A 17,796-nucleotide genomic window follows, 5' to 3' on the forward strand; every position below is an offset into this window, starting at 1 on the left:
TGCCTCACAGATACCCTGGAGACTTGGAAATGCCCCATACCCTTCCGGAAACGGAACTGCATAACCCGCAAACGGCCAAGACACCGCTCGATCCGCATCTGAAAGCGCTCGAGAACGAAGCGATCCACATCTTCCGCGAAGTGGCCGCCGAGTTCGACAAGCCGGTGATGCTCTATTCGGTCGGCAAGGATAGTTCCGTGCTGCTGCACCTGGCGCGCAAGGCCTTCTATCCCGGCCGCGTGCCCTTCCCGCTCCTGCACGTCAACACCGGCTGGAAATTCGCCGAGATGATCGCGTTTCGCGACGAGACCGTGAAGAAGTACGATCTCGACTTCATCGAGCATATCAATCCGCGCGGTGCCGCAGAAAACGTCACCCCCTTCACGCATGGTTCGGCGCTGTTCACCGACATCATGAAGACGGAGGGCCTGCGCCAGGCGCTCGACGCCGGCGGCTTCGACGCCGCTTTCGGCGGCGCCCGTCGCGACGAAGAGGCAAGCCGCGCCAAGGAACGCATTTATTCGTTCCGCACACCGGAGCATCGCTGGGACCCGCGTAACCAGCGTCCGGAACTCTGGAACGTCTACAATGGCATGATCCGCAAGGGCGAAAGCGTTCGCGCCTTCCCGCTGTCGAACTGGACGGAAGTCGACATCTGGCGCTACATCCAGGTGGAAGAAATTCCGCTGGTGCCGCTCTACTATGCCAAGAACCGACCCTACGTCGAACGCGACGGCATGATGATCCTTGCCGAAGACCCGCGTCTGGAGCTTCTGCCCGGCGAAACGCGCAAGGAAGGCTCCATCCGTTTCCGCACCCTCGGCGACTTTCCGCTGACGGGCGCGATCCCATCTCAGGCCACAAACCTTGAAGAGGTCATTGCCGAACTGGAAATCGCCACGGTTTCCGAACGGCAAGGCCGCGCCATCGACCGCGACCAGTCCGGTTCGATGGAAAAGAAGAAGCGCGAAGGATATTTCTGATGACCGTTTCCGCAATCGCACAGGCAGCACTCGCTGAGGCAGCCACCGGCACTGTGACCGCCTTCCCGGCGATCGAGCCCGCGCGTCTGCCGCGCGACACGCGTCCGCTGCGCCTCATCACCTGCGGCAGCGTCGACGACGGCAAGTCCACGCTGATCGGCCGCCTGCTTTGGGACACCAAGGCTGTCAAGGAAGACCAGGCTGCGACGCTGCGCCGTGACAGCGGCAAGCAGAACGATCTCGGCCTGCCCGATTTCGCGCTGCTGCTCGATGGCCTCCAGGCCGAGCGCGAACAGGGCATCACCATCGACGTCGCCTATCGCTATTTCGCCACCGACAAGCGTTCCTTCATCGTCGCCGACACCCCCGGCCATGAACAGTATACCCGCAACATGGCAACCGGCGCCTCGACCGCCGATCTCGCCGTGCTGCTCGTCGATGCCCGCACGGGCCTGCTCGAGCAGACGCGCCGGCACGCGACGATCGCGACCCTGATGGGCATCAAGCAGTTCGTGCTCGCCGTCAACAAGATCGACCTGACCGGTTATGACCGCGCCCGCTTCGACCAGATTTCGCATGAATTCAAGGAACTGGCGCTGTCTCTCGGCGTTCGCCAGATCACCGCGATCCCGGTTTCGGCGCTGAAGGGCGAGAACGTCGTCTATGACGGCAAGGCCTCCATGCCCTGGTATGACGGCCCGACGCTGGTCGAGGTCCTGGAACTCGCAACCGTGCGCTCCGCCCAGACGGTAGGCTTCCGCCTGCCGGTGCAGCGCGTCTCCCGCCCCGGCGAAAGCTTCCGCGGTTATCAGGGCACGGTTGCCGGCGGTTCGGTGAAGCCCGGCGATTCGGTCGTTATCCTGCCGTCGGGCATGGTTGCCAACGTCACCAAGATCGTCACCTTCGACCTGGTGCGCAACGCCGCCGTCGCGGGCGACGCGATCACGCTGGTTCTCGACCGTCAGGTCGATGTTTCGCGCGGCGACATGATCGTTTCGCTCGAAAGCCAGCCGCAGACGGGCCTTGCCTTCGATGCGCAGCTCGTTGCCCTGCAGTCGGACGGCATCCAGCCCGGCAAGCGCTACTGGCTCAAGAGCGGCTCGCGCCGCCAGCGCGTCACCGTGCAGCCGTCCAGCCTGCTTGACCTGAAAAGCGGCAAGTGGAACCATCATTCTGACGCGCTTGCCATGAACGCCATCGGCAAGGTGCACCTCTCCTTCGACGAGCAGGCGGTGTTCGACAGTTACGAGCAGAACCGCACCACCGGCGCCTTCATCCTGATCGACCCTGACACCAACAACACGGTGGCCGGCGGCATGATCACGGCCAAGCGCTCCTCGCTCGGCGGCATCCACACCGAGGAGCGCCGCGTCATCCTCTCGCTGCCGGCCGATCTCGCCGATCAGTTGATGGCGACCGAACTCTTCGCCAACCGCCGCGAGGAAGCCGAAATCCGCCGCGTTTCCGCCGGCAAGGCAAGTGAAGTGTTCGACGACATCGACGGCTGATCGCAGCGTTTCCGATACGCCTATGAAAAGGGCCAGTCGTTCCGACTGGCCCTTTTTCGTTTCCTGCGGCTGCCGTCTGGTGCTCTGATATCAATTGGGGATACAGGTATGCCGGCCGAAACCGGGGAGCAGCAAAAGCAGCAGCGCGGCGGCCGCAAGCGCGCCGCCGAAAAGGGCAAGCCTTTTCATTCAGCTTTGAAATCCGGCCGATGCGCCTCGACAATCGCCTTCAGCTTCTCGATATCGGCGGCTTTCAACGCGTCCGGCTCCATGTCGCGCACCGGCTTGAACCAGGCCGCCGCCTCGCGCATCGGGGCGGCATAGGGCGGCGGGTATTCGCCAAGGCCAAGGGCCCATTCGCGCACGGTTTCGCGCTCCATGCGGCCGGCTTCGTAGCGGTCGTGGATGCTTTTGGCGGAGGCGATCAGGTCGTCTATCTTTTTCAATGCTTGTCCTCGAACGGCGGTGCACGAAGCCATAGCATCTCGGCCGTGAGAAATCTTCCTAGCGGATGAGAAGCGCCGTCCCGAACATGCCCGCCGCAAAAATCGTGTGGCTGACAAGATTGAGCACGCGCACCCGGTTGGCGTTCGGCAGCTTCGAAGCCGCCCAGCCGAGCCCGAGACCCGGCTGCAGCAGGAACCAGCCTGCGCCCACCGTGGCGATGCCGAGGATCCAGGCCGGCAGAAATGCCGGCGCAGCAAGCCAGGATGGGCCTGTGAAGACGATCAGAAGGATGCCGTAGAGGATGCCGACAGCATAGTGGCCGATCCACCCCAGGGCCAGTTCATGCTCATAGGGTGGGGCCTTGCCGATGTCCTCGTGGAAGACCTTTCCGGAGGAAAGATGCCAGAACCACCGCCCGACCGGCGCCCAGTTCGGCCAGCGCTGACCGGGCAGGAAGGACAACAGGATGCCCCAGAGATCCATGAGAACCGTGCCACCAAGACCGATCGCCACGCTGCGCCAGAAGATATCGAACATGTGCAACCCGGCTCCTGGTCAGTGCGCCGGGCACGCGAGCCACCTGTCTGAGGGTGCTCGTGAGCCGCGCGAAAATGATGGTGCGCATCTGCGGGCAGGCCTGAAATGCAGCTGCAAAGCCGTTGTAGTTCATCTCTGGTTTTTTGGTCAAGAAAGATGGGGCGGCAAGGGATGCTGGCACCGATGGTCATGTATATCGGGAGGTGCGCACCGCATGCCACCGCATGGGATTCATGCAGGGCCACGGGGATCGAGGGCTTCGCCACCGGGCATGGTTGACACTGTAGAGATTTTACCGGGCAAAGACGCTCCTCCCATGACGGGACGGTTGCGCCGTTGACGAGAGACATGCGGGATAAGGACGGCCACGTTCTTTCGTGGCAGCGGGAGAGACGTCAATCTGCCCACCCGGCCCTATTCTAAATTTAATAGCGGCCGCGTCCGGCCCTTGCAGGCGAGAGCCTTTTGGCAGATTTTCATTCCAATTGATACTGCTCGATTGTTCGGGCTGCCGGGATTGCCGCACAATAATCCGACGTTCCGGCAGTATGCCGCGCACCTACTGAAACCGCACGGCTTGCAAACGCCCAATCGCCAATCCGGCGATAGATTTTCGAGATCATTCAAGGATTTCCGGGAAGCAAGCTGGTCGGAGTGAGAGGATTCGAACCTCCGACCCCGTCGTCCCGAACGACGTGCGCTACCAGGCTGCGCTACACTCCGTGACCAGCGGCGCCTCTATAGAACAGCATTTTCGTTTGGACAAGCGGCAAAATCGAAAAAACGCAAAGTCGGCTAAAAACAATGCGGTAAGGCCGGCCTTGGCTGTGAACGGTTCCAGCGCGATCCAACAACGCCGCCGCTTTGGCCCGACCCTGACCCCGTCCCCGTCAAAACGGGGAGAAGGTGGCCGGCGGGCCGGATGATGGGCAATGGCACATATCGGCATCTAGCCTGGCCAGACGGCACGCCTGCTGGGGCGTTTCGGCAACGCTTGCGATTTTATGCGTGGACCTGCGGCTATAAGTCATTCTGGCGATTTTCTTTCATAAGCTTTGGCGCTAGAGGCAGGGTCGAAAGCCTTGGCTCCTCGCGTGTTGCGCCGCCTTGGCCGCGCCCATTTCAGAACGAACGCCAAAGGGACTTGAGACATGAATTTCCGCTTGATGACCGTCGCCGGCCTTGCGCTGGCGCTTGCCGGCTGCACGACGACGGGGCCGGCTCGAAATGCCGTCGAATCGCACTGGAACGGCCAGCCGGCCGGCACCTTCTTCGCCCGGTTCGGCCCGCCGCAGTCCGACGCCGAGAGCGGCGACATGACGGTCTATTCCTGGAAGGGCGGCTACAAGAAGCGCACGGTCCCGGCGCAGTATGCCGAGGGCAAGGACGGCAAGAAGGGCAAGAAGATCGCCTCTGCCCGCACCGAGTTCCTCAGCTGTTCCGTCCAGCTGACGGTCTCCTCCGACTACGTCATCCGCTCGGTGCATGTGCTCGGCGACCGCAAGACCTCGACCGGCACGAGCTGGTGCGACGAGTTCCTGGCCGGCGACAAGGCGAAGTAGCGCGCACCTCGCACAAACAGACGATGCGCCCGCCGGCCCTCCTCCCGGCGGGTTCGTTTTGTCCGGCTTTTTCATCCGGCGCGCCGCGATTGCCCTTGACCGGGCGGATATCCGGCCCACCTCTCCGCTCAAGGAGCAATCCAAGGGAGAGGAAGATGAGAAAGGTTGTTGCTGCAACATTCCTGAGCATCGACGGCGTCATGCAGGCCCCCGGAGGGCCGCAGGAGGACCCGACCGGCGGTTTTACCCATGGCGGCTGGACCGTCACCTACTGGGACGCGGTAACGCGCGAGGCGATGGCCGAGACCTTCTCCGAGCCCTTCGACCTTCTGCTCGGCCGCAAGACCTACGAAATCTTCGCCGCGCATTGGCCCTATGTCGGTAAAGACGACGCGATCGGCTCGCTGTTCAACCCGGCGACCAAGTATGTCGCCAGCCGATCGAGGCAGCCGCTTGCCTGGCAGAATTCCGTGGCGATCAAGGGTGATGTCACCGCCGAGGTGAAGAAACTGAAGCACGGCGATGGCCCGGTCCTTCTGCTGCAGGGATCGAGCGACCTCATCCAGACCCTGCTTGCCGCCGACCTCATCGACGAATTCAGGCTGCTGATCTTCCCGCTCGTGCTCGGCCGCGGCAAGCGCCTGTTCGGCAGCGGCGCCATGCCGGTTGCGCTGAAACTGACGGGCTCGAAGGTGTCGACGACCGGCGTGACGATCAACACCTATGTGCGCAACGGCGAGATCAAGACCGGGTCGTTTGCGCAGGAGGAACCCTCGGCGGCGGAAATCGAGCGGCGGGCGACGATGGCGCGGGAGGGGTGAAAGGTGGTGGATCAAGGCAGGTCGCCCCTATCCATGGACCGTTCGGAGTATCGCCGGCCTTATTGCCTTCACCAATAGTACAGATTTAACTAATATAAGCCCTCGGTTACTATTTGGCGCAGACCTTTGGGGGGAAGGATCATGCGTCGTCACCAGTTCTATCGCAAGCCGCAGCGCCGCTCCCTGCTCGCGTCCATGGCAGCCGCGCCGGGGATCGCGCTGGGCCTTGTTGCATTCGGGGCGGCTGGCATCATGAGCGCCGAGGATCTGCTTTCGTCCCTCAGCCAGACAGCGAAGGATTGCAATATCAAGGGCAACATCAGCATCAGCACCGGCGAACGTATTTTCCATGTTCCCGGACAGGAATACTACAGCGCGACGAACATCAGCCCGCAATATGGCGAGCGGTGGTTCTGTTCGGAGGCCGAAGCCTGGGCGGCGGGTTGGCGCAAGGCGCGGAATTGATAAAGGCCTAGATCTGCCCCGCCAAAAGCTTCTGGCCGTGGAGAACTTCTGTTGGAAATCAAGAAGACATAGAATGGCTGGGGCGCCTGGATTCGAACCAGGGATGGCGGTACCAAAAACCACTGCCTTACCGCTTGGCTACGCCCCAACGCTTGGCGCTCGGCAAATCGCCCGGCCAAATCGAGAGCCGGTTTAGCAAAGCCGCACGCAGGCGACAACGGCTAAGTTGGGGATGGGTGTGGTTTTTTCGCGCGAATGTGGAGGTTGTGGCGCGTTTACCCCCCTCTGTCCCCTTCGGGACATCTCCCCCCACAAGGAGGGAGATCATCCATTTCCCTCACTGCTTCGGCAATCTCGGCAAGGACGCACGAGGCTCGCGATTAATCTCCCCCTTGTGGGGGAGATGTCACGGAGTGACAGAGGGAGGTGGAGCGGCAACGACTCAAGCAATATGGCTCGCCCGACCCTTTTCATTCCCTCCCCCGCATCCTAAGGTCCGCTTCACAGTGGAGACCCTCATGAGCATTTTTCGCGCCCGCCCGCCTGCCAAGCCGACGCTGCTTCTCGATGACGAGATGGTGCGGATCACCCGATGGGATTTTGAGCCGGGGGCCGATACCGGCCATCATGTGCATGGCATGGGCTATGTCGTGATCCCGATGACCGATTGCCGGTTCCTGCTCGAGGAGCCGGGCGGCGAGCGGCGGGTGGATATCGCCAAGGGCGCGGCCTACCGGCGCGAGGCGGGTGTCGAGCACAATGTCATCAATGCCGGCCGCGAGTTCATGTCGTTCATCGAAATCGAGTACAAGTGAAGAGACGGCGCATGGACGGCCCGGATTTCAACCTTGATTTTCAACCCGCCCATGGCGAGGCGGTAACGGTGGCGGCCGGTGTCCAGCGCATCACCGTCAACAATCCCGGCCCCTTCACCTTCCACGGCACCAACTCCTATATCGTCGGCGGCAAGTCCGTCGCGGTGATCGATCCGGGACCGGAGGACGAGGCGCATTTCCAGGCGCTGATGGCGGCGCTGAAGGGCCGCGAAGTCACCCATATCGCCGTCAGCCACACCCACCGCGATCACTCGCCGCTTGCCCGGCGCCTGAAGGCCAAGACCGGCGCGCTGATTGTCGCCGAAGGGCCGCACCGGGCGGCAAGGCCCCTGCACGAGGGCGAGATCAACCCGTTCGCCGAAAGCTCCGACGTCGATTTTGTGCCCGATATCGCGCTTGCCGATGGCGACGCGGTGGAAGGCGACGGCTGGTCGCTGACGGCGCTTTTGACCCCCGGGCACACCGCCAACCACGCGGCCTTCGCGCTCGGTGGCACGGTTCCGGGGGATAGCGGCATCGTCTTTTCCGCCGATCACGTCATGGCCTGGGCGACCTCGATCGTCGCACCGCCGGACGGCTCGATGACCGACTATATGGCGTCGCTCGAAAAGCTGCTTGGCCGCGACGACCGGCTCTATCTGCCCGGCCATGGCGGCCCGGTGACGGAGCCTGCCGCCTTTCTCCGGGGCCTGCGGGCGCACCGGCGGATGCGCGAGCGCGCCGTTATGGAACGGGTGCGGGCCGGCGACAGGCTGATCGCCGACATGGTCAAGGTGATCTATCAGACCACCGATCCGCGGCTGCATGGAGCAGCCGCCCTTTCGGTCCTTGCCCATATCGAAGACCTGGTCGAGCGCGGTCAGGTCGAGACCGACGGCCCACCGTCGCTTGACCGCATCTATCGGCTGGCGCCCGGAGGTGCCGCCTGATGCTGTCGCGTCCGGCCTACAGCTATCGCGGCGATCCGGCAGTGCCCGCCTTTGCCGACGATCACCCGATCATTGTCTTCGACGGCGAATGCATCTTCTGCTCCGGCTGGGTGAACTTCGTGCTCCGGCATGACAAAAAGGGCCGCTACCGTTTCATCACCGCACAATCGCCGCTCGGCGAAGCGCTCTACCAACATTACGGCCTCGACAGCCGCAACTACGAGACCAACATGCTGATCGAGAACGGTCTTGCCCATGTGAAATCGCAGGGTTCGCTGCGCATGGCGGCGGGTCTCGGCTTGCCCTTCAGCCTCGTTTCCGCGCTACGCCTCATTCCGCGGGCGCTGCGTGACCCGTTCTATGAGCTGTTGGCGCGCAACCGCTACCGCATTGCAGGAAGGCGCAATGCCTGCTTCGTACCGACGCCGGAGCATCGCAGCCGGTTTATCGCATGAGCGCCGAGCGGTTGCGCGTCCTCATTCTCGGCGGTTACGGCACGTTTGGCGGCCGGCTGGCGCGGCTGCTTTGCGACGAGCCGCGGTTGACGCTGCTGATCGCCGGGCGGTCGCTCGCCAAGGCCAAGGTTTTCGCCACCGCCCTTCAGGCCAGGGCGGCGATCGAGCCCGTCATGATGGATCGCTCCGGCGATATCGCCACTACGCTGGTTGCCCTGAAGCCCGATCTCGTCGTCGATGCCTCCGGACCTTTCCAGGATGCCGGGCCTGAGCCCTATCGCCTCGCCAAGGCGTGCATCGCGCTGAAGATCTGCTATCTCGACCTCGCCGACGCAACGGCCTTCGTGGCAGGGATCTCCAGCCTCGATGCTGCGGCAAAACAAAGCGGCGTCTTTGCGCTCTCCGGCTGCAGCAGCTTTCCCGCCCTCTCCTTTGCGGCGCTGGAGGCCCTGAAACCGGAATTTTGCAGCATCGAGACCATCACAGCCGGCATCGCCCCCTCGCCCAAGGCGCGCATGGGACTGAACGTTATCAGGGCCGTTTCCAGCTATGCCGGCAAGAAGGTGGCGCTTGTCCGCGACGGCAAAGCCGCGACTGGCCATGGCCTGATGGACGGCATGGCGAGAACGATCGCCCCGCCCGGTTGCGTGCCGCTCAGGCGCCGCCGCTTTGCGCTCGCCGATGCGCCGGACCTTGCCCTGCTGCCGCAGGCGATACCGGGACTGCAGTCGGCCTTTACCGGCGCCGGCACCGAGCCGCAGATGCTACAACGGCTTCTCGGGGTTTGGGCATGGCTGGTGCGGTTGCGGGTCGTCCGGTCGCTGTCGCCGCTTGCACCGTTGTTTCACGCAGCGTCGCAATGGCCGAGCTTCGGCGAGCACCGCGGCGGCATGTTCGTGGCAGCCACGGGCAAGGCCGCCGATGGAAGCGCGCTGGAGCGATCCTGGCACCTGATCGCTGAGGGCGACGACGGCCCGTTCATTCCGGCGATGGCGTCGGAGGCGATCATCCGCGGCTGGCTCGCTGGGACCAAGCCGGCGCCCGGCGCCCGCCCGGCCGCGGGCGCAGTGACGCTCACGGATTTCGAACCGCTGTTTTCCCGGTTTTCCATCCGCGCCGGCATCCGGGAAGAAACCGCTGCGGAACATACCAAGCCGCTCTACCGGTGCATGCTCGGCGCGTGCTGGGCCAACTTGCCGACTGCCATCACCACCATGCACGACAGCACGGCGACACGAACCGCCGAAGGGCGGGCACGGGTGGAACGCGGCACCGGCCTGCTTGCCAGGATCACGGCCGCAATCATCGGCTTTCCAGCAGCGGACGCCGATGTTCCGGTCAGCGTCCGCTTCGAGTGCGACGGCAGGCGGGAAACATGGATCCGCACCTTCGCGGGAAAATCCTTCCGCAGCATCCAGTCAGCCGGCATTGGCCGTGACGAACATTTGCTTGCCGAGGATTTCGGGCCGTTTCGCGTGCTGATCGCGCTGGTGTCGGACAATGGTCGCTTGCGGCTGGTGATCCGCGGCTGGCGCTTCCTCGGCCTGCCGCTGCCGCTGTTTCTAGCGCCGGGCGGCGATACCTTCGAGGAGGAACGCGACGGGCTGTTTCGTTTCCACGTCGAAATCAAAAGCCCGATCACCGGGCTGATCGTGCGCTATAGCGGCTGGCTTGCCTGATAGTTCGACGAACCGTCAATCCCCCGCAATGCCGAGCAATTCCGCGTCGAGCGCATGCAGGAACTGGTTGGCAAACGCGGCGCCGAGGCCGAGGTCGTGCGGGCCGTAGCGGGAGGCCACGCGCATGTCGACAAAGGTCGTCTCGGCCTCTTCCCGCAACCGGATCAGCACATCGAAGCGGAAGCCGGCGACCAGGGTGCGCCATTCGCCCTGCAGCAGGATATCGGAGGAGCGCCGCCCGGGGCTCATCTCGCCCGGCATCGTCTGAGGGCGCGACAGCGGGATCGGCACGTCGCCCGGCTCGGCGTCGGCCGGCGACGCATCGTCCGGTCTGACCGCCATGTCCTCCAGGTCAGGCTTGGCGTTTTCGACGCCCTCCTCATCGACGATGCTGATGCCGGTTTTTTCGGCAACGATCTTCACGCCCTCGAAGACGCGGTCGAGGGCGCCGTCATAGCGGCGGCCGGTGAGCCCCGGATAGGCGGATATCTGGGCTTCACGGTCCTCCGGCGTCACGACGGCCGGGCGTTCGAGCCAGCCCTGCACCGCATCCGGCGGCTTGATCCAGGCCGGCGGCGTCACGGTGTCGGTGCTGACATCGTAGATCGCCGGCTTGGAGAAATATTCGTTGAGCGCGAAGCCGGCAGCGCCGATCGGGATAGCCGCATACACAAGCGCGACGAAGGAGGCGACGCCGCCGACGGCCGCGACCTGCCAGAGCCGGACGAAGCCGATGGCGGCAAGCACCACGGCAAGAGCCGCCAATCCCGCCGAAAACACCGCGAGCGCCATGAAATGCGGCGTGATCAGCGGGCCGAAACGATGCGCCAGCAGCGCGACGGCGAAGAGACCGAAGGCAAAGCGGGCGATCCTGCGCGCCCAGCGGGCGGCATGAGACGTGGGGCGCTCATACTTGATCATCATCTGGCAGAATCAATCCCTTGACCCGGACGCGGCAACTTCTTCTTCTGTTTAGAGCATCATGGAGAAAAGTGTGAAGCGGTTTTCGGCAAGATCGCAACGCAGCAGCGAATGAAGCGGACAGGTGCCTGCCAAGTGCCTGCCAAGTGCTTGCCAAGTGCTTGCCAAGTCCTTGCAAGTATTGGCATCGCCGCTCTCGCCGCAAATTCGCCATTCTCGTTAATCATGTCTTGGGAACGGGGATCAGGCGTGTTTCCCGGTCCTCAAGTCACTGGACCGGTTTGCACAGACATCAAATTTTCAAAGCCAGCCGGGAAGCGGCCGCTTTCCGGCGCTTGAAAGGAGAGAGAGCATGCTGTCATCCGAACCCAAACAGGCATCCACCGCTGCCCAGGCTACCGTGCCGCCATCGGATGCGAGCCTGACGATGGAACTGCTGGAGCTTGAACTCTCGCTGGACGGATTTACCACGGGCGCCGAGGGTTTTGCTGCCCATGTCCGTGCCGCAGCCGCCGCGATCGACGGCGCCTTGCTCTTTGAACTGCCGGCATCAGGCCTCATTGCCGATTGCGACCGGATCGCCGTCCTGCGCATTCCACAGGATGGCAGCGCAGCGACGACCACCGTCTTTGCCTGCCTGGAGAGCGACGGAACGACGATCCGCATCGAAAAGCCGAATGACGAGACGGCGGACCTGAAAAATTTCGCGGAAGCTTTTGTGGATGTACTGCAGCGCATCTGATAGTTGATCGGATCTCGCAGCACATCACAGGGACTGATCATGCATATTCGGAGTTTCGTGATGCTGGCCGCTCTTGGAACGGTCCTTTCCGGTTGCGCGACGATGACGCCGGAAGAGCGCCGCGCCGCCGACGAGAAGACCTGCCTATCCTACGGCTTCCGCCGCAATACCGAAGCCCTTGCAACCTGCCTGCAGCGCATCGATCTCGACCGCCGGGCCGAATCGCGTGCCTTCCGCTATGGAAACGATGCCATGATATGGGGCTGGGACAGGCCGGCCGTCGTCCGCCGATAATTTAGGCGACATCTACCCAGACAAGAAAATTTCCCGTTCAACGCGAAAAGGCGCTTGCTTCGGCACGCGCATTTCGCGCCTATTATGCACGCGACATCGAACGGGAGATTTTTCATGACAGCCGTACTGAAAATATTCTGCGCCCTCCTCCTTCTCTCCGCAGGGCCTGCACTTGCTGTGGAACGCTGGCAGAAACTGCCCGAACCTGTCCCGCTGCCGCAGGCGGCGAAGATCGGGAAAGCGCCCGTCAACGACATAGAACTCTATTACGCTATCTACGGCTCCGGACCGCCGGTCCTTTTGATCCACGGCGGACTTGGCTACAGCGAGGTCTGGGGCGCGCAGGTGGCCGACCTCTCAAGGGACCATACCGTTATCGTCGCCGACAGCCGTGGCCACGGCCGCTCGACCCGCAATGCCGAACCCTACAGCTACGACCTGATGTCGTCGGACTACCTTGCCCTGCTCGACTATCTGAAGATCGAGAAGACGGCGCTGGTCGGCTGGAGTGACGGCGGCATCATCGGCCTCGACATCGCCATCCACCATCCCGAACGGCTGACGAAGCTGTTTGCGCATGCCGCCAATTCCAAGGTGAATGGGGTCAATCAGCCCGGGATGGAGAGCGCGATCTTCAAAAGTTACGTCAAAAAGTCAGGCGCGGTGTACAAGGAGATTTCGCCAACGCCGACGGAATACGACGCCTTTGTCACCCAGATCGACAAGATGTGGAAGAGCCAGCCGAACTGGAGTGATGACGACCTGAAGAAGGTCACGACGCCGACGGCTATCGTGCTTGGAGATCACGATGAGGTGATCTGGCGCGAACACACGGACTATCTGGCAAAGACTATCCCCGGCGCAACGCTGGTGATCCTGGAAAATGCCAGCCATTTCGCACTGCTGCAGGACCCGGAAGGGTATAATAACGCTGTGCGGGATTTCATTGACAGGTAAGTAAATCGTCTGATCCGGCGGGCTTGAGTCCCGCCGGACCGGATCGGCCGTTCACCCCTTGCCGTTGATCGCCGCCTGCGCGGCTGCAAGCCTTGCGATCGGGACGCGAAAGGGCGAGCAGGAGACGTAGTCGAGGCCGGTTTCCTCGCAGAAGCGGATGGATTCCGGATCGCCGCCGTGTTCGCCGCAAATGCCGAGCTTCAGGCCATTCTTGGTGCGGCGGCCGCGTTCGGCGGCGATCTGGATCAATTCTCCGACGCCGTCGAAATCGAGCGAGACGAAGGGGTCCTTCTCGACGATGCCTTTCTGGATATAGGTATTGAGGAACTGGGCGGCGTCGTCGCGGGAGATGCCGAACGTGGTCTGCGTCAGGTCGTTGGTGCCGAAGGAGAAGAAATCGGCGGATTCGGCGATCACATGTGCGCGCAAGGCCGAGCGCGGCAGCTCGATCATGGTGCCGACGAGATATTCGATCTCGATCCCCGATTCGCCGATCACCTCCTTCGCCACCGCATCGATGCACGCCTTGACATAATCGAGTTCGGTCTTGAGGCCGACCAGCGGCACCATGATTTCCGGAACGACCGCAGCCCCGGTCTCGCGGGCAGCCTGCACCGCCGCCTCGAAGATGGCGCGCGCCTGCATCTCGGCGATCTCGGGATAGGAGATCGCCAGCCGGCAGCCGCGATGGCCGAGCATCGGATTGAATTCGTGCAGCGCATCGACACGCTCGCGCAGTTCCGACGGTTTCAGATTGAGAACAGCCGCGACATCGGCGATCTCCTCGTCGGTCTTCGGCAGGAATTCATGCAACGGCGGATCGAGCAGGCGGATCGTCACCGGCAGACCGTGCATGATCTCGAAGAGTTCGGTGAAGTCCGATCGCTGCATCGGCAGGAGCTTGGCAAGCGACGTGCGCCGTCCGGCCTCGTCAGTGGCAAGGATCATTTCGCGCATGACGTTGATGCGGTCGCCCTCGAAGAACATGTGCTCGGTGCGGCAGAGACCGATCCCTTCGGCACCGAAGGAACGGGCGGCACGCGCATCCGCCGGCGTCTCGGCGTTGGTGCGCACGGTCATGCGGCGACTGGCGTCGGCCCAGGCCATGATCTTGCCGAAGTCGCCGGAAAGCTCCGGTTGCAGCATCGGTATTTCGCCTTTCAGCACCTGCCCTGAGGAACCGTCGATGGTGATGACGTCGCCCTTCTTCAGGGTAATGGAGGGAGCGAGCAGCAATTCGTTGCGCGCATCGACACGCAGGTTTCCGGCACCGGAGACGCACGGAATGCCCATGCCGCGTGCCACGACGGCCGCATGGCTGGTCATGCCGCCGCGCGATGTCAAAATGCCCTCGGCCGCGTGCATGCCGTGAATATCTTCGGGGCTCGTCTCAACGCGCACGAGGATGACCTTGCGGCCTTCCTTTTGCGCCATCACGGCTTCCTCCGAGGTAAAGACGATTTCACCCGTCGCCGCTCCCGGCGAGGCGGGCAGGCCAGAGCCGATGATATCGCGCCGGGCATGCGGATCGATGGTCGGGTGCAGCAGCTGGTCGAGCGAAGCCGCATCGATGCGGGCCACCGCCTGCTCCTTGGTGATCGTCTTTGCTTCGGCCATATCGACAGCAATCCTCAGCGCCGCCTTGGCGGTGCGCTTGCCCGAGCGGGTCTGCAGCATCCAGAGCTTGCCGCGCTCGATGGTGAATTCCAGATCCTGCATGTCGCGGTAGTGCGCTTCCAGCTTGTTGCAGATGGCCTGGAACTCCTCGAAGGCCTCCGGCATCAGCTTTTCCAGCGACGGCTTGTCGGAGCCGGAGGCGATGCGCGCAGCCTCGGTGATGTTCTGCGGCGTGCGGATGCCGGCGACGACGTCCTCGCCCTGCGCATTGACGAGAAACTCGCCATAAAGCTCGTTCTCGCCGGTCGAAGGGTTGCGGGTAAAGGCAACGCCGGTTGCCGACGTGTTGCCGAGATTGCCGAAGACCATGGCCTGCACGTTGACGGCGGTGCCCCACCCGGCCGGAATATTGTGCAGATGACGATAGGTGATGGCGCGCGGATTCATCCAGCTGGCAAAGACAGCGCCGATCGCGCGCCAGAGCTGCACTTCCGGATCCTGCGGAAAGGGTTCGCCGAGTTCCTCCTCGATCATGCGCTTATAGAGCGAGATGACATGCTGCCATTCGACGGCGGAAAGCTCGGTATCGTTTTCATGGCCGAGGCGCCCCTTCTCGTCTTGCAGAATTTCCTCGAAAACCTCGTGATCGAGCCCCATCACCACATCGGCATACATCTGGATGAAGCGGCGGTAACTGTCCCAGGCGAAACGGGCATCGCCGGCATCGTGGCCGAGCGCCTCCACCGTGTGGTCGTTCAGACCGAGGTTCAGAACCGTATCCATCATGCCCGGCATCGAGGCGCGCGCGCCGGAACGCACGGAAAGCAGCAGCGGGTGTTGCGTATCGCCGAAAACGCGGCCGGTAACCGCCTCCATCTTCTCGATGCCGGCCTTGACCTGCCTCCTCAATTCCTCGGGAATGATGCGACCGTCGTCATAATAGCGCGCGCATGCATCGGTCACGATCGTCAGTCCCGGAGGCACCGGCAGGCCGAGATTGCACATCTCCGCCAGATTGGCGCCCTTGCCACCCAGGTGATCGCGATCGCTCGCACTGCCTTCGGCTTCTCCCCCACCGAAGGTGTAAACCCATTTTGTCATATTAATTCTCCACCCATACGGCTCCCACCTGACGCTACATTATCCTCTTCACGTTTAAAATGCATCGGTGGCGGAAATTTGCTGCATTGCAGCAAATCTTGAGACAAAAGTGTGATGGACGAAGGAAGAAGGGATCAAGCCGCGGCGCGGCTGCGGCGCCACGTGCTCTTTCCGGACGCCTTTGCCTGATAAAGTGCCGTGTCGGCTGCACTCATCAATTCGTCGGGATCGAAGCCGTTTTCGGGCGCCATGGCGATGCCGATGCTGACGCTGATGCCGATCTCGCGGTTTTCTATGCCGAAAGGTTTTCGAAGCGCATGGATGCAGCGAAGCGCGACCTCGTCAGCCCCCGCCGCCGAAGCGTGTTGCAGGATGGCGAATTCGTCGCCGCCGAGCCGCGCGACGAGGTCGCCGGCGCGCAGCACCGATTTCAGCCGCTCGGCCACCTGCTTCAACAGGATATCGCCGGCGGCATGGCCGAGGGTATCGTTGACCGGCTTGAAGCCGTCGAGGTCGAGGTAGTGGACCGCCAGTTGCCCGCCGTCACGCGCCGCCGTTTCCAGCGCGGCCTCCAGCCGCTTGCGGAACTGCATGCGGTTCGGCAGGCCGGTCAGCGCGTCATGGTGGGCGAGATGGGTGGCATGCGCCTCGGCGCGAACCCGATCGCTGACGTCGGCGATCGTCAAAAGCAGTCGCCGCGACGCCCCTTCATGGAGGATGCGGACATAGATGAGCACGTGATGTTCCGTACCGCTCGCCGTCTTCTGATGCCACACGGTGCGTGCCTCGCAATCAGCATCAAGCCCGCGCATCATGACGCCAAGACGCTCGCTTTCTCCGGGGGCTTGTAAGTCCGTGATGCGCTTTTGCAGGATGTCCTCACCACTAAAGCCGTAGAGGGCAATCGCGGCGTCATTGACGGCGACGATGTCGAGGGAAGCCGCATCACAGACCATCATCGGCATCGGGTTGGCGTCGAACAGCAGCCGGAACGATTCCTCGCGGCGCTTGAGGTCGGTGATGTCGATGCGCATGCCGATAGCGCCGCCATCCGGGGTGCGGCGATCGTCATGGCGCAGCCAGCGTCCGTCGCGCAGCATCTGCTCGTGCTGGGAAACGGCAAGCGCGTGTTTCTCCAGGCGCTCCTCGATCCAGGTTTCAGGATCCGTCACGAGCTCCGGCAGGTCGCCACTCTTAAGGCTGATTTCCAGAATCTCGCGGAAGGGAATGCCGGGGCGCAGGTGCGCGGCGATCTCCGGATAAAGCGCCGCATATTTCTCGTTCCACAGGACATAGCGGTCCTCGGCATCGAAGACGCAAGCCGCCTGCGGCAGCATGTCGATAATGAAGCCCAGGCGCCGGCGGGCAGCCTCCGCTTCCATCAAGGCCTCCTCGTTTTGCCGCTCGAGCTCAAGACGCATCGATTCCAGCGCCTTTTCATCGATCAGGTCGCGGATGACGACCCCGATCATCGCTTCTGCGGCCGCACCAAAGCGCACGAAAGAGAGTTCGACCGGGATCGCGCCGCCATCGCTGCGCAGAAGCATCGTTTCGCGGCGGAACGATCTGGCGGATATCGTCGACAACAAGTGCCATTCCGGCAGGAGCCGCGAAACCGGCGTTCTCGCAAGCATCGACCGGGCGCCAGCGATTTCACATGCGGCCTGATTGGCAAACACGATGGTGCCGGCCGCACTCACGCACACGCAGGCGAAGGGCACCACCCCCAGCAGCAACAAGGCATCAGCGCTCGTGAAATCCGTCAAGCTTCAAGTCCTCGACAGCCCACCTATCCGAAAGGCGTAGCCGATACCGTAAGCGCAATATATGAAAAATCTTCTTATCAGCTGACGAAGTGTTTAAGATGAACGCCGGAGGCAGATCGCCGGCAGGTGATCGATTACTCTTTCGACTGTGCTTTTGTCCTTGTGCAAGGAACGAC

General features: G+C 62.8%; 18 protein-coding genes and 2 tRNA genes. 12 read left to right on the plus strand and 8 right to left on the minus strand.

Going from position 1 to position 17,796, the window contains the following annotated elements:
* The first annotated feature begins 29 nt into the window (after window positions 1–29).
* Both cysD and cysN read left to right on the plus strand, forming a co-directional pair.
* Window positions 30–983, plus strand: coding sequence for a sulfate adenylyltransferase subunit CysD (cysD, locus tag ACSQ2W_RS02485; RefSeq protein ID WP_436084821.1), 954 nt, complete (start codon window positions 30–32; stop codon window positions 981–983).
* On the plus strand, window positions 983–2,491 hold the full coding sequence (gene cysN / locus ACSQ2W_RS02490; protein ID WP_436084822.1) for a sulfate adenylyltransferase subunit CysN: 1,509 nt from the start codon (window positions 983–985) through the stop codon (window positions 2,489–2,491). Before cysD ends, cysN begins: the two co-directional genes overlap by 1 nt.
* Before the next feature lie 185 nt (window positions 2,492–2,676).
* Here cysN and ACSQ2W_RS02495 read toward each other — a convergent pair whose 3' ends face one another.
* The 4 genes from ACSQ2W_RS02495 to ACSQ2W_RS02510 all read right to left on the minus strand — a co-directional run bounded on the left by ACSQ2W_RS02495 (window position 2,677) and on the right by ACSQ2W_RS02510 (window position 4,198).
* A complete protein-coding gene (locus tag ACSQ2W_RS02495; RefSeq protein WP_436084823.1) occupies window positions 2,677–2,937 on the minus strand; it encodes a hypothetical protein in 261 nt (86 codons plus the stop codon).
* A gap of 58 nt (window positions 2,938–2,995) precedes the next feature.
* Window positions 2,996–3,475 carry a DUF2938 domain-containing protein gene (locus ACSQ2W_RS02500; RefSeq protein WP_436084824.1) on the minus strand — a complete coding sequence of 160 codons (480 nt, stop codon included), beginning with the start codon at window positions 3,473–3,475 and terminating at the stop codon, window positions 2,996–2,998.
* Between the two features lie 476 nt (window positions 3,476–3,951).
* Window positions 3,952–4,098 (minus strand): hypothetical protein, encoded by a 147-nt coding sequence (locus ACSQ2W_RS02505; protein WP_436084825.1) that lies wholly within the window; start codon window positions 4,096–4,098, stop codon window positions 3,952–3,954.
* 23 nt (window positions 4,099–4,121) lie between these two features.
* Window positions 4,122–4,198: transfer RNA gene (locus tag ACSQ2W_RS02510), tRNA-Pro, on the minus strand.
* A 428-nt stretch (window positions 4,199–4,626) separates the two neighbouring features.
* Between ACSQ2W_RS02510 and ACSQ2W_RS02515 the strand changes: the two genes are divergently transcribed.
* The 3 genes from ACSQ2W_RS02515 to ACSQ2W_RS02525 all read left to right on the plus strand — a co-directional run bounded on the left by ACSQ2W_RS02515 (window position 4,627) and on the right by ACSQ2W_RS02525 (window position 6,323).
* Window positions 4,627–5,037 (plus strand): hypothetical protein, encoded by a 411-nt coding sequence (locus tag ACSQ2W_RS02515; RefSeq protein WP_436084826.1) that lies wholly within the window; start codon window positions 4,627–4,629, stop codon window positions 5,035–5,037.
* Between the two features lie 155 nt (window positions 5,038–5,192).
* Window positions 5,193–5,858, plus strand: coding sequence for a dihydrofolate reductase family protein (locus ACSQ2W_RS02520; protein ID WP_436084827.1), 666 nt, complete (start codon window positions 5,193–5,195; stop codon window positions 5,856–5,858).
* Window positions 5,859–5,999: 141 nt separating this feature from the next.
* Window positions 6,000–6,323, plus strand: a complete 324-nt coding sequence (locus ACSQ2W_RS02525) for a sunset domain-containing protein (RefSeq protein ID WP_436084828.1) — start codon at window positions 6,000–6,002, stop codon at window positions 6,321–6,323.
* A gap of 74 nt (window positions 6,324–6,397) precedes the next feature.
* On the opposite strand, the gene ACSQ2W_RS02530 is transcribed toward ACSQ2W_RS02525, so the two are convergent.
* Window positions 6,398–6,471, minus strand: a tRNA-Gln gene (locus tag ACSQ2W_RS02530).
* A gap of 370 nt (window positions 6,472–6,841) precedes the next feature.
* Between ACSQ2W_RS02530 and ACSQ2W_RS02535 the strand changes: the two genes are divergently transcribed.
* From ACSQ2W_RS02535 to ACSQ2W_RS02550, 4 genes are read left to right on the plus strand one after another with little or no spacing between them, the layout of a single operon-like run.
* A complete protein-coding gene (locus ACSQ2W_RS02535; RefSeq protein WP_436082215.1) occupies window positions 6,842–7,138 on the plus strand; it encodes a cupin domain-containing protein in 297 nt (98 codons plus the stop codon).
* Between the two features lie 11 nt (window positions 7,139–7,149).
* Window positions 7,150–8,088, plus strand: coding sequence for an MBL fold metallo-hydrolase (locus ACSQ2W_RS02540; protein WP_436084829.1), 939 nt, complete (start codon window positions 7,150–7,152; stop codon window positions 8,086–8,088).
* 2 nt (window positions 8,089–8,090) lie between these two features.
* Window positions 8,091–8,543, plus strand: a complete 453-nt coding sequence (locus ACSQ2W_RS02545; protein WP_436087658.1) for a thiol-disulfide oxidoreductase DCC family protein — start codon at window positions 8,091–8,093, stop codon at window positions 8,541–8,543.
* Window positions 8,540–10,222, plus strand: a complete 1,683-nt coding sequence (locus ACSQ2W_RS02550) for a DUF4166 domain-containing protein (RefSeq protein ID WP_436084830.1) — start codon at window positions 8,540–8,542, stop codon at window positions 10,220–10,222. The genes ACSQ2W_RS02545 and ACSQ2W_RS02550 overlap by 4 nt, the downstream gene beginning before the upstream one ends.
* 15 nt (window positions 10,223–10,237) lie before the next feature.
* On the opposite strand, the gene ACSQ2W_RS02555 is transcribed toward ACSQ2W_RS02550, so the two are convergent.
* The gene (locus tag ACSQ2W_RS02555; RefSeq protein WP_436084831.1) at window positions 10,238–11,146 is read right to left on the minus strand and encodes a DUF1499 domain-containing protein; all 909 of its coding nucleotides are present in this window, start codon (window positions 11,144–11,146) and stop codon (window positions 10,238–10,240) included.
* Window positions 11,147–11,495: 349 nt separating this feature from the next.
* Between ACSQ2W_RS02555 and ACSQ2W_RS02560 the strand changes: the two genes are divergently transcribed.
* From ACSQ2W_RS02560 to ACSQ2W_RS02570, 3 genes are all read left to right on the plus strand, one after another.
* Complete coding sequence (locus ACSQ2W_RS02560; protein ID WP_436084832.1) at window positions 11,496–11,885, plus strand: hypothetical protein; 390 nt, start codon at window positions 11,496–11,498, stop codon at window positions 11,883–11,885.
* Window positions 11,886–11,945: 60 nt separating this feature from the next.
* Window positions 11,946–12,179, plus strand: a complete 234-nt coding sequence (locus tag ACSQ2W_RS02565) for a hypothetical protein (protein WP_436084833.1) — start codon at window positions 11,946–11,948, stop codon at window positions 12,177–12,179.
* A gap of 114 nt (window positions 12,180–12,293) precedes the next feature.
* On the plus strand, window positions 12,294–13,136 hold the full coding sequence (locus ACSQ2W_RS02570; RefSeq protein WP_436084834.1) for an alpha/beta fold hydrolase: 843 nt from the start codon (window positions 12,294–12,296) through the stop codon (window positions 13,134–13,136).
* Between the two features lie 51 nt (window positions 13,137–13,187).
* On the opposite strand, the gene ppdK is transcribed toward ACSQ2W_RS02570, so the two are convergent.
* Entirely contained in the window at window positions 13,188–15,854 is a 2,667-nt protein-coding gene (gene ppdK / locus ACSQ2W_RS02575; protein WP_436084835.1) for a pyruvate, phosphate dikinase, read from the minus strand.
* 134 nt (window positions 15,855–15,988) lie between these two features.
* Complete coding sequence (locus tag ACSQ2W_RS02580) at window positions 15,989–17,620, minus strand: diguanylate cyclase domain-containing protein (protein WP_436084836.1); 1,632 nt, start codon at window positions 17,618–17,620, stop codon at window positions 15,989–15,991.
* Window positions 17,621–17,796 lie beyond the last annotated feature (176 nt).

The organism is Pararhizobium sp. LjRoot255, assembly GCF_964252905.1.
In the GTDB taxonomy this organism is placed as follows: Bacteria; Pseudomonadota; Alphaproteobacteria; order Rhizobiales; family Rhizobiaceae; genus Pararhizobium.

Bases quoted from the DNA above. Each gene is read 5' to 3' on its own strand.
- cysD (WP_436084821.1), top strand. From the start codon at position 30: ATGCCCCATACCCTTCCGGAAACGGAACTGCATAACCCGCAAACGGCC.
- cysN (WP_436084822.1), top strand. From the start codon at position 983: ATGACCGTTTCCGCAATCGCACAGGCAGCACTCGCTGAGGCAGCCACC.
- ACSQ2W_RS02500 (WP_436084824.1), bottom strand. From the start codon at position 3,475: ATGTTCGATATCTTCTGGCGCAGCGTGGCGATCGGTCTTGGTGGCACG.
- ACSQ2W_RS02505 (WP_436084825.1), bottom strand. From the start codon at position 4,098: ATGATCTCGAAAATCTATCGCCGGATTGGCGATTGGGCGTTTGCAAGC.
- ACSQ2W_RS02515 (WP_436084826.1), top strand. From the start codon at position 4,627: ATGAATTTCCGCTTGATGACCGTCGCCGGCCTTGCGCTGGCGCTTGCC.
- ACSQ2W_RS02520 (WP_436084827.1), top strand. From the start codon at position 5,193: ATGAGAAAGGTTGTTGCTGCAACATTCCTGAGCATCGACGGCGTCATG.
- ACSQ2W_RS02525 (WP_436084828.1), top strand. From the start codon at position 6,000: ATGCGTCGTCACCAGTTCTATCGCAAGCCGCAGCGCCGCTCCCTGCTC.
- ACSQ2W_RS02535 (WP_436082215.1), top strand. From the start codon at position 6,842: ATGAGCATTTTTCGCGCCCGCCCGCCTGCCAAGCCGACGCTGCTTCTC.
- ACSQ2W_RS02540 (WP_436084829.1), top strand. From the start codon at position 7,150: ATGGACGGCCCGGATTTCAACCTTGATTTTCAACCCGCCCATGGCGAG.
- ACSQ2W_RS02550 (WP_436084830.1), top strand. From the start codon at position 8,540: ATGAGCGCCGAGCGGTTGCGCGTCCTCATTCTCGGCGGTTACGGCACG.
- ACSQ2W_RS02555 (WP_436084831.1), bottom strand. From the start codon at position 11,146: ATGATGATCAAGTATGAGCGCCCCACGTCTCATGCCGCCCGCTGGGCG.
- ACSQ2W_RS02560 (WP_436084832.1), top strand. From the start codon at position 11,496: ATGCTGTCATCCGAACCCAAACAGGCATCCACCGCTGCCCAGGCTACC.
- ACSQ2W_RS02565 (WP_436084833.1), top strand. From the start codon at position 11,946: ATGCTGGCCGCTCTTGGAACGGTCCTTTCCGGTTGCGCGACGATGACG.
- ACSQ2W_RS02570 (WP_436084834.1), top strand. From the start codon at position 12,294: ATGACAGCCGTACTGAAAATATTCTGCGCCCTCCTCCTTCTCTCCGCA.
- ppdK (WP_436084835.1), bottom strand. From the start codon at position 15,854: ATGACAAAATGGGTTTACACCTTCGGTGGGGGAGAAGCCGAAGGCAGT.